We start from the raw sequence: 15,295 nt of genomic DNA, 5'->3' as shown, positions 1-15,295 counted from the left end.
ACAACTCTATAAACATCAAGTTTTTTATCACTCTTCTTCATGATGTTTATGCGATGGCGCGGGCGCTGATTTTTCAACTGTCCCCTCTTTAATACGCGCCATCACCTTGTCATACATTTCCGGGGTGAGCACGCGCACATAGGTCATCATCCCCATGCTTGCGCCCGTCCAGTCTTTCGCCATGCCGTAAGTTTCCGGTTTCGCGACCTCATCATCCATCGGCATCCACATATCCTGCGGATAGCCTTTGGCGCGTTTGCCAGCTTGCCCGAGCGGAACCAATGCCATGCCACATTTCGGACACGCGCCCGGTTTGTTGGATTTGACTTCGGGGTGCATGGTGCAGGTGTAGACCGTTTCCTGCGCCGCGCTCATTGCTGGCTTTTGTTGCCCAACGAGATTCGAGGTCTCTCTTTCGGATTTCGTCATGCCCATGCCGCGCCCGAAGGCGGGACTCAGTTCATCCGACAGCGCATTGCCTTTGCGAATCATGCCCATGCCTTCTTCCATGCCTTTGCCGGTTTGCATTCCGTGCACGCCGTGCGCCATCGGGCCGACCATCGAAACCATTTGATTCATCATGTGGTGCGGCAAATGGCAATGCAACATCCAATCGCCGATATACTTCGCTTCAAATTCAACATCGCGAGCCTGCGCCACACCGACGAGCACGGTATTGCCCGGATACCAACCCGATTCCGGTACGCGCCCGCCTTCGGTTCCGGTGACATAAAACTGCGTGCCGTGCAGGTGAATCGGATGATGATCCATTCCCATATTCACCAGGCGAATGCGCACCCGTTCGCCCTGTTTGACAACCATCGGCGTGCAGGCGGGTCCGGCTTTGCCATTCATGGTCAGCCAGTTGAATTCCATCGAAAGCGAATTGGGCACCGTGTTATTGGGAAGCAACGCCCACTCCTGAAAGATGATGCCGAAATCTTTATCGACGCGCGGCGTGTGCGGTTTTTTCGGATGAATAATGAAAAAACCTATCATTCCCATCATCTCCTGCATCGCCATGTGCGAGTGATAAAAAAACGTGCCGTTTTGATTGAGGGTGAATTCATAGGTAAAGGATTCGCCCGGATAGATGAGCGGTTGGCTGATTGCCGGTGTGCCATCCATTTCAATCGGCACCTCAAGCCCGTGCCAGTGCGGCGTCGTGGCTTCGGGCAATTTATTTTCAAAGATGATGCGCACGCGGTCGCCTTCGTTGACTTCGATGGTCGGACCCGGCACGCTGCCGTTATAGCCCCAGGCATCAACGATGCGCGCATCCATATGTTCGGAAGCGGGCAAAAATTCGGTTCGCACGACTTCGGCAACCAGGCGAAAAACTTTCACCCCATTCTCAACGGTGTAGGGCAACTTTGGAAGGTCAGGCGCATAAAACGGCACTGGCGCGCTGGCGCTTGGTTGAACCGTTGCCTGACTGCTTGCTTTGGTCGTCACTTTGGTTGCAGGCTTCTTTTCTTCCGTTGAATGTTGATGCCCTTCGTGTTGCGCTAAAACTTTGCTGCTTGCGAGCGCACCAGCGCCAAGCATTGCTGAACCTCTTAAAAAATTTCTTCGACCTTTATTCATGACGTTCTCCTCCCTGTGTTGCTTCGCTTTCATTCATGCGAGTTGCCGAGCCATCCAGCCCGCCGGTAAGCAAATAGCCTTGAATGCTGATGCCGTTTTGCCAGAGCGCAACCAGCGCATTCAAATATTCAGTTCGCGCCTGGTAATACGAACGTTTGGCGATTAAGACCTGCGGATAAGCCGCCGCCATTTGCGCGAAACTTGCGGTGTAGAGTTCATAAGATTTTTTGGCGCGCGGCAAAATTGCGTCGCGATAACGCGCTACCGCGCGTTCAGCGTTTTGATAATTTGTCCAGACTTGCGCGAGTCGCGCGCGTATCGCGAGTTCGACGCGGGCGATTTCGCGTTCGGCGCTTGCGAGTTCCGCTTCGGCGGCGGCGATGCCGCCTTGATTGCGATTAAAAATCGGCAGACGAAATCCGATTTCGATGCGCGCTTCGGGTCCGGTCTTTTTCGGAAACGGCGCGTTGCCGAGTTCGAGTTTTTCGGTGCTGTAACCGAAACCGCCGCGCAAAACCATATCGGGAACCCGCTCGGCTTTGGCGCGCGTCAGCGCCGCGCGGGCGCGTTCGAGGTTGACGCTTGCGACTTTCATTTCCGGGCTTTGTTGCAAGAGCGTTTGTGCCACTGTCTCTTTATCGAATGTCGGAATGCTTTTTTCCAAATCGCCTGCAAGTCGGGTTTGCGCAAGTGCGGGATTGCCGACAGCGGTCGCTAAGAGTTGCCAGGATTTTGCCAGATTATTTTCGGCATTCAGTAATTCGATTTCGGTTTTTTGCGATTCGATTTCAACATCGAGTTGGTCAGGCTGGTCGGCTTGTCCGAGGTTGAGTAACTCTTCGGAAATGCTCACGGCTTCGTGGATGATTTTCGCAAGTTCAGCTTTGGCTTCGACCAGTTGTTGCGCGCCGAGGGTTTGATAAAAAAGCATCTGCACAGTGTTTAAAACACGAACCCGTTGGGCTTCGGCAAGCACAGCGGTTTGCAATTTTTCCTGCTCGGCAACCGCCCGCGATTTTTTCAATTTACCGCCAAGGGGAATTTCCTGTTCAACAAAAAAGAAATGTTCGCTCTTATTTGAAAAGGCGCGAAAGGCAAACTCTTCGCCGCTGTAACCGATAATCGGGTTCGGCAAAAGTCCCGCTTGAAGGCGTCTGCCTTCGGCGGCGCGAACCGCAAGTTCGCTTTGCGCCAGCGTCGGATTATTTTTCAAAGCCTGTTGTTCAAGTTCCGCAAGCGTCATTGAGGGCGTATCCGGCGCATTTTGTTGAACTCTCATCTCATTCATTTTGTGGTCTGCGTGCGATTCATTCTTTTGTGTCGCAGGTTGTCCATCAGGGTTTTGCATTTTTAAGTCTTGGTGTTCGGACGATGCGGAAGTTTTTTTGACCAACTTCATTCCGCACTTGGGGCAACTGCCCGGCATATTCGATTGTACATCCGCGTGCATAGGGCAAATATAGAGGGGTTGTTCATCAGCAGTTTTTTGCGATTGCATATTGTGTTGATGCTCGTTCGTCTGTTTGTCTTTGTGTTGGTCGCCCTGGTGTTCGGTGTGAGTCGTGTGTTGATGTCGCGCATCCGGCGGCGTAGCGGCTCTGATTTTTTCTCGTTCGGCATCCGTCAAGGTCGGTAATTTTCTAATGAAGGCGATGAGCTGTTTAATTTCCATCGGGCTGTGGGTTTTGCCGAAAGCAGGCATTGCGGTTCCGGGTATGCCGTTTTGAATTATCTTCGTCAACTGCGCGTCAGATTTCGCTTGTATCTCTTTGGCTGTCAAATCAGCCGCGCTCAGGGCTTTGCCTTTTTCATTATCGGCTTTGCCGGAATTGGCATGGCAAACGGCGCAATGCGCCTCAAAGTGATTTAGTCCGCGAGCGAGTGTCGTTAAATTTGTGTTCGCCGGTTTGGTTTTTTGCTCACCTTCATAAGCGTCGGTCGCTCCCTCAGAAAGAAAGACTACCGCTGAAAGTAAAACAAAAAGCGATAAAGCATAAAGGTTAATGTGGCGGCGCGAGTAGTGATTTTTCCCGACGCGCCAGCCTGTAGGTTTGCTCATGTTCCTCTCCTTTTGCAGACTTCAATATCAGTCGGCAAGATTAAAAACTATGGTTCAGGCAAACGAATGCCTTTGAGGGTGGACATCAAACAATGAGAGGAATTGCCGATTAAATCAGCAACGCGCATTGGAGAATAAAATGAGGTGGCGAGTAATTGTGCCGCTTACACGTTAAGGATTTTGCGGCGGCTGACAGGTTTTCAACAAAAGCCTTGCCGCTTGTTTGTTCATCAATAGTCGGTGTAGAAGCGGGTTGCCGGATATTTTGATGATTGACCGTTGTCGATTGTGGAACTTCGGGAACCGAGATTTTGCAGCAGGGCGGCAGCGAACCGGATTGACGATGGCTGCCGGTTGCGAGTCGCATTTTCACGGCGCTTTGGTTTGCCGTGAGCATCCGACAACAGGAATGCGGATCGCTGGTACCGCTCACGCAGGCAAGCGTTTGCGACATCGCGCCGCAAAGCATCGCCATTACCAAAACCAGTTGTACCAATCGTTGCATCATTGAACTGTCTGGATGCTAGCACAAAAAATTTGAGTTTTTCAAATCGGTGTTTTGAACGCCTTCCATAGTCGTGAAGTTCCACAGCAATCAAAATATTCAGAAGTTCACTTTCCGTGACGCTCATAATCGCAACGTTTTTTGCAATCCATCGGCGCTTTTTGAAGCAAAAGGTTACTGAAAGTCAACACCGGTCAAGCGCAGATTTACCAATAAAAATAATCTTTTTCAGGAATAATTCATCAGTTGTGGGGGATTGCCTCAATAGCTTCGGTTCGTTAGATTAAAAGCATTGAGCGGATGGTCAATCCGAAAAAGTGTGAATAGTTTTGAAAAATCCCTGTGGCAAGGAGTTGGTGTATGAATGTTTTTATTGTCTATTGGCATCCCGAACCGCAAAGCTTTAATGCCGCGATGTTTCAAACTGCCTGTGAAGCGTTCCTTGCAGCAGGCAACGCAGTCAAAACCTCCGACTTGCATACGATGGGCTTCGATCCGGTTTCCAGTCGGAAGAACTTTACGACGATTCAAAACCCGAACTATTTCAAACCGCAGCTCGAAGAAATGCACGCCACCGAAATGCGTGGATTTGCGGATGAGATTGAAACGGAAATCGCAAAAATCGAATGGTGCGATGTGATGGTCTGGCAGTTTCCTTTATGGTGGGCTGGCTTGCCAGCGGTTTTCAAAGGGTGGGTTGATCGGGTGTTTGCGCTGGGTCGCACCTATGGTAATGGGCGTTACTACGAAACCGGCGCTTTTCGTGGAAAGCGGGCATTGCTTTCTCTGACCGCCGGAGGAACCGAAGAGGCGTTTCGCAAAGGCGGATTCAATGGCGATATGGCTGGAATCTTACGTCCGATTCATCGTGGCATCTTACAATTTGTCGGCTTCGAGGTGCTCAAACCACAAATCGTTTACGCGCCTGCTCGTTTGACCGAGGCGCAACGGAAAGACGAATTAACCACTTTTTCCAGACGCCTACAACACCTCGCCGATGAATCGCCCTATGATGTCGGAATCTACTGAGAGTCCGAAGATAACCAGGCATCTGAGAAATGCGGTTTAAACAGTTCGATTAAAAGAGACCGCCGAAAACTCTTTTCTTCTGAGACTTTTCATTTTCAGGCAGCCACGCAATCTCGATTCTTCAATCTTATTTTCCGTTGTACCATTGATAACTTTTCGACCACGCTAAAAACTCATTCACCTTCTGATAATTCTGTACCAGCCATTTTTGCACTTCGGGAGATTGTTTGGATTGCAGAATGAAGTAAGCAAATGGTTCTGTAAAATTTCGTTTCCTGATTTCGATAAAATACGGGCGGTAATAATTCCACGCAAACCCCGGTTGTTTTTTCCCATCTTTGGCTTCATCCATCAGCGAGAGAAGCAAAGTGAGCGATTCAACCCACAACTGTACTTCACTCTTCTTTTTGCTTTCATCCAGATGTTTTGCGGCGCTCATAATCGCCAGCGCGCCTTGCAGAGCGCCAAAATCGCCTTCATCGTTTTTGGAATCGGTATTGATGACGATATTAATTTGATTATCTTTGCCCTTTGTCGCTCCCTCTGAGAGTAAACTCAGCAACCCTTGAAGCGCAGATGCCGAACGTGGCGAGTCGGGTTCGACAACCAGAAACCGGCAAATCGCCAGAATCGCGGGAATTTTATAATTTTCCTTATGGTACAGTTGCGCCAATAAATAGTGGCTGCTGCGATAATTGGGGTCAGCCATCATGGCGTTTTTCAAACTCTTTTTGCCTTCGTCGGTTTTGTTCAAACGCAACAGGGTTACTGCCAGATTGAAATGCAGCAGTTGGTTATCGGGATAGAGTTTTAGCCCCGACTGGTAAACCTTAATGGCTTTTTCGGATTCATTCAGATTATCAAGATTATTGCCGATCAGAACGTAAAACCCGACTAAATATTTCGATTTGTACTGTGTGCCTTTATAAGCTATTTCAAGGCTTTTTTTATAATCGCTTTTGGCGAAATAGGAATAGCCAAGTTCGTAAAGAGCCAGCACATCTTCGGAATTTTCCGTTAAGACCTCCTGATATTTGGCAATCGCGCCGTCAAAATTTCCTTTGTCATGTAAAGCGATACCATCGCGAATCAAGGCATCATGCTTTTCGGTTGTCGGCTTTGGTTCAAGCTTGGGGGGCGCAATCTCCTGCGCAAAAACCAGACAGGAGAGGACAAGATAGAAAACGAGTAGCGAAATGAATTTTTTTAGCATTGCAGGCTGGGCACCTTTCAAATCGAATCGCAAAGTGATCACGGGAAGCGAAAACAACGCAGCACACGCTAACATGAACTCAACGCGACTTCAAACGCTTTATACCGCTGTGCAGTGACAAGTTATCAAACTGCTGGCGGCTATGCGGCAAACCGACGATGACCAAATACTGCACGCCACTAACAGGCGTTACCCCTCGCATTTATTCCGATGTCGGTTTTTTCATATCGAATTTTTCCAGACGATATTGCAGGGTGCGAAACGATAATCCCAGGAGTTTGGCGGCGCGGGTGATATTCCAGCCGGTCTGTTCCATCGCCTGGGTAATCAGCGAGCGTTCGAGTTCCTCAAACGAGATGCCTTCGGGTGGCAGTTTGAAATTGAAATTACCGGCGGGTGTGCCTTCCTGACGAATTTCAAGCGGCAAATCTTCGACGGTGATTTCATCGCCTTCGCAAAGCAGAATTGCCCGTTCGATTGCCGAATCGAGTTGGCGCACATTGCCGGGCCACGAATAATTCATCAAAACATTTTTTGCCGAAGCGGTAATGCCTTTAATGCGCCGTTGCGCGTTGCGACTGTGTTTGGCGATGAAAAAATCTATGAGCAGAGGAATATCGGCGCGGCGATTGCGAAGCGGCGGCAAATTAATCGGAATGATATTCAACCGATAATACAAATCTTCGCGAAAGCGCCCGTCTTTAACCATTGCTTCGAGGTCGCGATTGGTCGCGGCAATCACCCGCACATCGACTTTAATGGGGCGCGTACCGCCGACCCGCATGATTTCGCGTTCCTGCAAGGCGCGCAAAATTTTTGCCTGCATCGGCACACTCAAATCGCCGATTTCATCCAAAAACAACGTGCCTCTGTCGGCAATTTCAAACTGTCCTTTCTTTTGCGTATGCGCGCCGGTAAACGACCCCTTCTCATGTCCGAAGAGTTCCGATTCCAAGAGGTTTTCATTGATTGCGGCGCAGTTGACCGCCTGAAAAATTTCATTGCGGCGCGGACTGGCTTTATGAATGGCGCGGGCGACGAGTTCTTTACCGGAACCCGATTCGCCGCGAATCAACACGGTCGAGGTCGAACCGGCAACTTTCAAAATCATCTTCTTGACGCGCTCGATTTCTTCGGACCCGCCGATGATTTCATCGTCAATGGCAACGAGTCCGGCAAGCGCGCTTCTCACGACATTCAACAATTGCTCCTGATCAACAGGCTTTTCGAGATAATCATAGACGCCCGCGCGCATGGCGCTTTTGACGGATTCGACGGTGCCATGCGCGGTCATCATCACGACGATAATCGACGGGTCAAGGTCATAAAGTTCATTGACCAACTGCACCCCATCCATGCCGGTCATTTTGTAATCGGTGAGCACCAGATCAAATTTATTTTCGCGGGCAAACTTGACGGCTTGTTCGCCGCTTTGCGCTGTGGTCACCTGATAACCCGCGTCTTCCAGAATCATCATATAAATTTCGCGCTGATTCTTTTCGTCATCAACAACTAAAACTTTATTCCTTGCCATTCCCTTCTCCAGTAATGAGGACTGAGGGCTGAGGACTGAGTAATCGCTTGATCCATCCTCAATGAAACCTCGTCCGAAAATTTATTTTCCGCTCAGTCCTGAGTCCTCAGTCCTCAGTCCTTATCTTTCGCTGCTTCAAGTTTCACACTGAAGGTGGTGCCGAGTCCAATCTCGCTTTGCACATCAATCGTCCCTTGATGTTCTTCGATAATTTTTTTGGTCACCGCAAGCCCCAACCCGAAGCCCGTCTGTTTGGTTGAAAAATACGGTTCAAAAATTTTATTTAAATTCTCTTCGCTGATGCCGGTGCCGGTATCGGCGATTTTGACTTCAACATGACCGTTCATTTTATGCACGCTCGCCATCAGGCTGCCGCCCGATGGCATCGCCTGCAACGCATTGATTGCAATATTCGATAAACAGGATTTCAATTTTTCGCGGTCGCCGTTGACTTCGGCAGGCAGGTTATCTTCGTCAAGTTGAATTTCAACACTTTGATCGTCAGCCTGCGGACGAATCAAAGCAATTGTTTCATCCACGAGCGAACGCATATCGAAAGTATGCACGGCGAGATTTGCCGGACGACCATAATTCAACAGGTCGCTCACCATGCGATTGAGCCTGACGATTTCATCTTTGATTGAAGAAAGTAATCGCGTGAACTGCCCGCGTTGCTGGTCATCGGCGGGCGCAAATTTATTGCGCACCAGGTCGATTGAAAGGTTGATAACATTGAGCGGATTGCGGATTTCATGCGCCACCGATTGGGTGAGCCGACCGATGACCGCTGCGCGTTCCGCCTGATTGAGCTTTTCTTCGAGTTCGCGTTTATGTTTGAGTCCGTCAATCATTTCATTGAAGGTTTCCGCAAGTTGCCCCACTTCATCATTGCGAAATACGTTGACGCGAAAATCAAGTTGGCTATCGGCGACGCGGCGGGCGGCGCTTGCGAGTTCCTGAATCGGACGGGTGAATTGCCAGCCGATAACAACCGCGATTGCCAGCGCAAAAAGCAACAAGATGGTCGTCAGCCATTGCCGTATATTCGAGAGTTCCTGATTACTGTTTGCCAGTTTGTTGGTTTCGGCGCTGATTTGACTGATGATGGCGTCCTGCTTCATCACAATCACAATCCAATGCAATCCCAGGTTGGCGGTGTCAGTCGAGTAATAATAGGTTTTCTCTGCATACCCCTGGTTATTAACTGCGCCGACAAACGGGTCGCCGGAAAGAACATAAATTTTCTGGCTTTGATCTGGAACCGTGATGGTCTTGCCATCATCAATAAATTTTTCTACGGAGCTATCAGTAATTTTGCCGGAACTATTGGCGACAATGATGGCTTCGACAGTTTTGGGCATCTCATCGGGTGAGATCGTTTCATAAAGATATTTGTCGCTGCCCAAACTTGCGGTTGCGATGCTGACGGCTTGCATTAAATCACCAAAGCCATTGTTAATCACCCCCTCGACACTTTGTCTCTGCTTTTCAATTTCTTCATTGATACGCCGTTGCGCCCAGTAATCGAGCGCCAGCACGACGCCGATGGTGAGCGCCAGACAAGCCGCCAGCAACAGCACCAGGCGGGCGCGAAAAGTTTTCAAAAATTGAACCGCTTCCGGCATCGCAAATTTCCCATTCGATAAAAACCGTGCTGTTCAATCATAGCACAAAGGTTTTCCGAATTTGGATTTGATAAAGTTGCGTTGAGGTTGCTTCTTGTCGTTAATGAGAAGTTCGGTGGATGATTTTATCAAGCCCAGGCAAATAACCTGAAAAAATTCTTGAAGTGCGAAATCGTACTGTCACTTGTGCTCGATGATTTGAAACATCCGCTGCTGTCAGGAGATGTTTGCATTTTCAATTTATCAACGAGCGCAGAACTTCAGTCGTTTGCTAAACCATATAACACCCGGTTCATCTGGGGTTCGGGCAATTTTGAGTGAGCCAATTATTGATCAGCGTCGCGCATTAAAATCACATCGCTCGTCTTGGTGGATTGCGTCAAGGCGAGCGATGTTCCGTCAGGCGACCAATCGAAAAAAGCAATGTACTGGGCGTTAAAATCGCTCTGCCGTTTCGGCGGGTCGCCGTTTAAAGGTTGAAACCACAAACTTAAAACATCGTCTGTTTTCCTGATATAAGCCAGATTTTGTCCGTCGCGAGTCCACCGAAAAGTGCGCGAAACAATGTTGAGGGGAAAAGGAAAACTTTTTATCAATTCGCCACTTGCAAACGAAACTATTTTAACGCGCCAAATTTCGCCTTCCAAACTAACGTAAGCAAGCAATTTTCCATCGGGCGAAAAAGTCGGTCTTTGCGCGAAACGCTCTTGCAAAGGCTGCGGTTTGCCGCCACTGGTCGAAATTTTCCAGACGGTTGGCGTTTCGGTGCCGAAACCTCTTTGAAACACCAGCCAATTCCCATCGGGAGAACATTCAGGAAACGTTTCATTTGCGCCGTCAGTGAACTGTGTGAGGTTGCTGCCGTCAATCTCCATCCGCCAGATATTGGAATTTCCGGTGCGGTTTGACACGAAGTAAATGTGCTTGCCATCCGGCGAAACCGCCGGGAAAATATCGTCGTGCGGATCGTTGGTCAGTTGCTTTTTGTTGTCGCCATCTGTATCCATCATAAAAATATCCCAACTGCCTCCAACGCGTGAGGCAAAGACGATTTTGCCATCGGGCGTCCATGAAAATTTTTCCCGCGGCGCGCCGACCTCCTTAAAAATCTCTTTTGGTCGGGAAAGATTTTCACCGGCGGAAACCAGAATCGCGAAATTTTCCTGAGTTTGAATCGCCGCCCAGGTTTTCGCGTCCGCCGTCACGCTGACGCTTTGATAATCGTGCAAATCACTCGTCAGTTTGCGCGTCATCCCGTCAGGATAAGAAACAAACCAAAGTTGGCGCGGTTCGTCCATTCTCTCATTCGCTGAAAATATTATGCCGCTGCCGTCGCCCAACCATGCCACGCGCCCGATGTGATTCCAACCCCGCGAAGCAAGCGCAGTTTCCTGTTGAGTCTCCACATCCAGCACAAAAATTCCTAATTCTTTGTTGTCCGCTTGTCCACCTGCGGCATAAGCAATATGGTTGCCGTCAGGCGACCAATCCGCGCCGCCCGGATAGACGGCAAAGAAATAGGGCTTGGGACGTTTGAGCCAGGTTTGCGGCTCGCTTCCGTCCGCCTTGGCAACCTCCAGATAGCTTTCGGCGGTGGCGGTTAAAATAGCCGTAGTATAAGCAAAACGATTGCCGTCAGGGGCGAAGGTAATCGGTGTGTCAAGCGAAAACGCCGGGATTTTTTCCGCCACCCCGCCGAAGGCGGGAATGCGATAAAGTGCGGCATCAGATTGATTCCTTTCCCACGAAACGTAATAGATAAAATTGCTGTCTTTGGAAAAAGTAATGCCCCAGAATTCGACCATTGTGGGCGCCGTCAATTGTAAACCTCTGGCAGCGGCGGCGGTTTGTCGCAGCCAAAGACTTTGCCGTCCATTTATATCCAACACTGTAGCGACATATTTTCCGTCGGGCGAAATGGCAGCGGTTACGATGTTGCCCGAATTGGTGAATCGCGCGAGGTTCATCGTTGGCAACGAACGACGATGGTTTTCCGAATTTCGCAATAATTGTCGCGCGCCTAACCACACGCCGAAGGCTAAACCAATGGTGGTCAGCAATACTGCAAAAATTTTTTTATTGCTGACCACCTGGGAAATATTCAGCCTGTGATGCGGTCGAATCGGTTGAACCGCTTTGGTTTCGACTCCGTTTTCGCTTGGCACGCTCGTCTTTTCCTCGGTGCAGGCGAGTGTTTTGGTTCCCGAGGCAACTAGACGTTCAATTTCAGTTGAATTTTTTAGTGCGCCATTAAAACGATAACCGCGCCGTCGAAAGGTTTCGATTAGCGGTTTGCCATTCGCGCATCTACCGAGCGTCTTTCGCAGAACATAAAGATTTTGCGAAAGATTCGATTCTTCGACCGTCGCATCCGCCCATAGCCGCCTCATCAATTCGTCTTTGCTGACGATTTGACCACAGCGTTCGACCAACGCAACGAGGGTTTCAACCTGCTTCGGAGTCAGCGAAACGACCTCTTCATTTTTATACAGCATCCGATGAGTTGCATCGAGACGAAAATCTTCAAACTCGTAACTGGATAAATCGTCGGGTTTATCCGCTTTGAAGTTATTTTGAAGATACTTTGAAGATACGTCTAAAGACATTTGTTCCACCTCTGTCATAGCCTTTAGTTCGTGTGCAGGAGATGTAATTTTTTGAAGATGTTGGCGGGCGCGATTATACGCCCGAAACAAAATTAAAAGCAATCGTTCTACCGGGCAAAGTCTCGGCAGATTCTCAGTCTTTTGTAAGAGTTTCGGCGCCTGATTCCAACGATAACCTGATAACAAATTGAAAAAGAGAGGTGTTTATGGCTTTTGTTATAAAATTTGCAGATGACAATGATTTTTATGCCAATATTGATATTAAGGTAGGCAAGGGCTCAGGCGGATGGGACGACATACTATTGGTCAAGGCTTTGCTGAAGTTGATCTATTCTCCAAATAAAGGGGTTTATAAATCTCCTTTACCTAAACCGCTGACCGTAAGTAGCCGTTTCGACAATTCGACGGCAATATTAATCAAGCATTTCCAGCACAGGTTTCAAAAAATGCCGCGCCCTGATGGGGTTGTCAGTCGAACTTACGAGCGGCTAATTTCCGACGCAGGAAAATACACCATCATCCACCTGCAACTGGAGGCCCAACGGGTCTTGCGACTTCTTGAAAAACCCGGAACTGTACTTAGCTATTTGAGATTAACTTACCCTGAACTGGTAAGTTCGCTATCCACTAAATCGGCGCCTGGAGTTATGTCTGAAATAGCCAGCAATGAAGGTGGCGCTCATGAAATATTTAGGAACCCTTAAGTAGCACCACACGGCGCACAAGTGATAATACAAACCGGTTAGGGGGCAGTATCAATTGGATATGAGTGGCTGGCGGCAAAACCAGGCGTTTAGGTATGGTGGCTTTAATGTGTCAGAGGTTAGCCAAGAGGTCAGGCTCCGGATAGAGCTTAAACAATTCGCTACAAATTTCCCAAGTCATGACTCGCGTTGCGCCTGAAAGTCGCCGCGTCACTTTTCACATTGCGCTGCAACTGTAGCAAAATCCTCAACAATAACTGTAAGCGATTGTGATAAAGATGTCTCGATTCCTTGGGTCAGCCTTCTGAGAAGTTGTTACATCCATTCTATCTCAATGCTTAACTCGACAGATCATGCAAAAAAGTTGTCAATTAAGTAATCCCTGTAAGTTGGCTCAAGCGTTTTAAGGGCATTATCGGGATTTAGGGAATGCTTTTGCACAGGAAAGGTTATTGTTGAAGCGCGAGACGGGGATCGAACCCGCAACCCTTGGCTTGGGAAGCCAATGCTCTACCATTGAGCTACTCGCGCCTGTCAAATTGCGTTTGTATGTTAAGCCTCACTCACGCCCTTGTCAACGATGCGCTTTAATGCAGACCGGGCACCGCGTACCGCAACACAAACAGAAAGGCAAAGAGGTAAACCAGCCAGTGGGCTTCGCGCCAGCGACCGCTGACGAGTTTGAGCAGCGCATAAGCAATAAAGCCGAATGCAATGCCATCAGTGATACTAAACGTCAGCGGAATCATCGCCATCGTCAAAAACGCCGGTAAGCTTTCGGTAAAATCATCCCAGTCAATATCGCGCACATTGCGCATCATGAAACTGCCGACCACAATCAATGCCGAAGCGGTAATCGGATAAAGCGTAAAGCGGCGCGTCACCGACGCGCCGCCAATCAACACACTTTCAGTTATCGGATAGCCGCCACTGATGGCGCTTACGAGCGGCGAAAAAAACATCGCCGCGAAAAACAAACCAGCGATGACCAGTCCTGTAAGTCCCGTGCGTCCGCCGGCTGCGATTCCTGCGGCGCTTTCGATATAACTGACCATCGTCGTGTTGCCGACCACTGCCGCGCCGGTCGTGCCGATGGCATCGGCTAAAAGCGCACGTCCCATTCTCGGCATCTGGCCTTCGCGCATCAAACCCGATTGTTTCGCCAGCCCGATCAGTGACCCGACGGTGTCGAATAAATCAAGGAAGAAGAAGACAAAAATAATTGCAAACAGATTTTCCCGAAGCGCCCCCCAAATATCGAGTTTAAACAGCGTCGGCGCAAGCGACGGCGGCAGGCTCACAACCGACGCGGGCATTTTCAAAACGCCAAGCGGTATCGCTACCAGCGCAGCGATGACGATGCCAAATAAAATCGCGCCTTTGATTTTGCGAGCCAGCATAATGGCGGTTGCCAGTATGCCAACGATAGCGACCATCGCCGCCGGGCTTTTCAAATCGCCGAGCGACACCAAGGTTTCTGAATGCAGCCGCACCAACCCTGCCCACTCCATGCCAATCAAAGTAATGAATAAACCGATGCCCGCAGCGATTGAACTTTTAAGCGATTCGGGAACCGCCGCAATCAACTTTTCGCGAAACCGAAAAGCCGAGGCGAGAATGAAAATAATGCCGGAAATGAAAATAGCCCCAAGCGCTTTTTGCCAACTGATGCCGAGAGCTATCACCACAACATAGGCAAAGAAAAAGTTATGCCCCATCGCCGGAGCCACCGCCACCGGGTAATTGGCAAGCAAAGCGATTAACAATGTGGAAAGCGCCGTGATGATACAAGTCGAAGTGAAGACCGCTCCGGCATCCATGCCTGCCGCACCGAGCACCACAGGCTGCACAAAAATGATATAAGCCATCGTTGCAAAGGTCGTCGCGCCTGCAAGCATTTCGGTCTTAACGGTTGTGCGGTTTTCCCGGAGTTTAAATAATTTTTCGAGCATTGATTGAAGATTAAAAACACAAGAGCATCAGCAAAAAACCTCTGAATCAATTTTCGCTGATGCTCAAACGATGGAAGACCTAAACCGATTGCTGCCAAGATTCACTTTAACGTTTCATTATCTTTAGCCTGCTTCTTGGTGATATGTGGAGGAAGTTTGGTGTAACTATCTAAAACCTCCTGTTTGTGAATCGGATTGGCATTGTCCAAAATGACATGGCGCACCATCACCAGCAAGCGCTCGCGTTTGCCTGCGAAACGACCGGTCAACGGGTGCTGACCGGTCACATCAACCAACCCTTCGCGCACCCATTTCCAGAACTGTTTTTGCGTCGTCCAGAATTCATTATCATTGGCGCAAACGATGCGCGCATTCTTTTTGACTTTTTTATTTTCCGGTTGATTATCGGTCATATAGAAATTGTGCTTTGTACTTTGTGCCTCGTACCTGATCATCACGAGCCTGATTAACGCGAAACACT

General features: G+C 49.1%; 11 protein-coding genes and 1 tRNA gene. 2 read left to right on the top strand and 10 right to left on the bottom strand.

Annotated elements, in window-relative coordinates; genetic code table 11:
- Nucleotides 1-27: 27 nt before the first annotated feature.
- The 3 genes from AB1757_11965 to AB1757_11955 all read right to left on the bottom strand — a co-directional run bounded on the left by AB1757_11965 (nt 28) and on the right by AB1757_11955 (nt 4,278).
- Entirely contained in the window at nt 28-1,587 is a 1,560-nt protein-coding gene (locus AB1757_11965) for a multicopper oxidase domain-containing protein (GenBank protein MEW6127744.1), read from the bottom strand.
- Nucleotides 1,580-3,646, bottom strand: a complete 2,067-nt coding sequence (locus AB1757_11960) for a TolC family protein (protein ID MEW6127743.1) — start codon at nt 3,644-3,646, stop codon at nt 1,580-1,582. Before AB1757_11960 ends, AB1757_11965 begins: the two co-directional genes overlap by 8 nt.
- Nucleotides 3,647-3,876: 230 nt before the next feature.
- The gene (locus AB1757_11955; GenBank protein ID MEW6127742.1) at nt 3,877-4,278 is read right to left on the bottom strand and encodes a hypothetical protein; all 402 of its coding nucleotides are present in this window, start codon (nt 4,276-4,278) and stop codon (nt 3,877-3,879) included.
- 233 nt (nt 4,279-4,511) lie between these two features.
- Between AB1757_11955 and AB1757_11950 the strand changes: the two genes are divergently transcribed.
- The gene (locus AB1757_11950) at nt 4,512-5,180 is read left to right on the top strand and encodes an NAD(P)H-dependent oxidoreductase (GenBank protein ID MEW6127741.1); all 669 of its coding nucleotides are present in this window, start codon (nt 4,512-4,514) and stop codon (nt 5,178-5,180) included.
- Between the two features lie 127 nt (nt 5,181-5,307).
- On the opposite strand, the gene AB1757_11945 is transcribed toward AB1757_11950, so the two are convergent.
- The 4 genes from AB1757_11945 to AB1757_11930 form a co-directional block, all read right to left on the bottom strand.
- The gene (locus AB1757_11945) at nt 5,308-6,393 is read right to left on the bottom strand and encodes a tetratricopeptide repeat protein (GenBank protein ID MEW6127740.1); all 1,086 of its coding nucleotides are present in this window, start codon (nt 6,391-6,393) and stop codon (nt 5,308-5,310) included.
- A gap of 202 nt (nt 6,394-6,595) precedes the next feature.
- Complete coding sequence (locus tag AB1757_11940) at nt 6,596-7,927, bottom strand: sigma-54 dependent transcriptional regulator (protein ID MEW6127739.1); 1,332 nt, start codon at nt 7,925-7,927, stop codon at nt 6,596-6,598.
- 113 nt (nt 7,928-8,040) lie between these two features.
- Nucleotides 8,041-9,552, bottom strand: a complete 1,512-nt coding sequence (locus tag AB1757_11935) for an ATP-binding protein (protein ID MEW6127738.1) — start codon at nt 9,550-9,552, stop codon at nt 8,041-8,043.
- A gap of 326 nt (nt 9,553-9,878) precedes the next feature.
- A complete protein-coding gene (locus AB1757_11930; protein ID MEW6127737.1) occupies nt 9,879-12,158 on the bottom strand; it encodes a winged helix-turn-helix domain-containing protein in 2,280 nt (759 codons plus the stop codon).
- Between the two features lie 206 nt (nt 12,159-12,364).
- Between AB1757_11930 and AB1757_11925 the strand changes: the two genes are divergently transcribed.
- Entirely contained in the window at nt 12,365-12,862 is a 498-nt protein-coding gene (locus AB1757_11925; protein ID MEW6127736.1) for a hypothetical protein, read from the top strand.
- A gap of 459 nt (nt 12,863-13,321) precedes the next feature.
- Here the strand turns inward: AB1757_11925 and AB1757_11920 are convergent.
- The 3 genes from AB1757_11920 to AB1757_11910 all read right to left on the bottom strand — a co-directional run bounded on the left by AB1757_11920 (nt 13,322) and on the right by AB1757_11910 (nt 15,227).
- A tRNA-Gly gene (locus tag AB1757_11920) sits at nt 13,322-13,393 on the bottom strand.
- 56 nt (nt 13,394-13,449) lie between these two features.
- Nucleotides 13,450-14,814 (bottom strand): NCS2 family permease, encoded by a 1,365-nt coding sequence (locus AB1757_11915; GenBank protein ID MEW6127735.1) that lies wholly within the window; start codon nt 14,812-14,814, stop codon nt 13,450-13,452.
- Between the two features lie 101 nt (nt 14,815-14,915).
- Nucleotides 14,916-15,227, bottom strand: a complete 312-nt coding sequence (locus AB1757_11910; protein ID MEW6127734.1) for a hypothetical protein — start codon at nt 15,225-15,227, stop codon at nt 14,916-14,918.
- Nucleotides 15,228-15,295 lie beyond the last annotated feature (68 nt).

Source organism: Acidobacteriota bacterium (assembly GCA_040754075.1).
Classification (GTDB): Bacteria; Acidobacteriota; Blastocatellia; order UBA7656; family UBA7656; genus JBFMDH01.
This window is presented reverse-complemented; position numbering and strand designations above follow the sequence as displayed.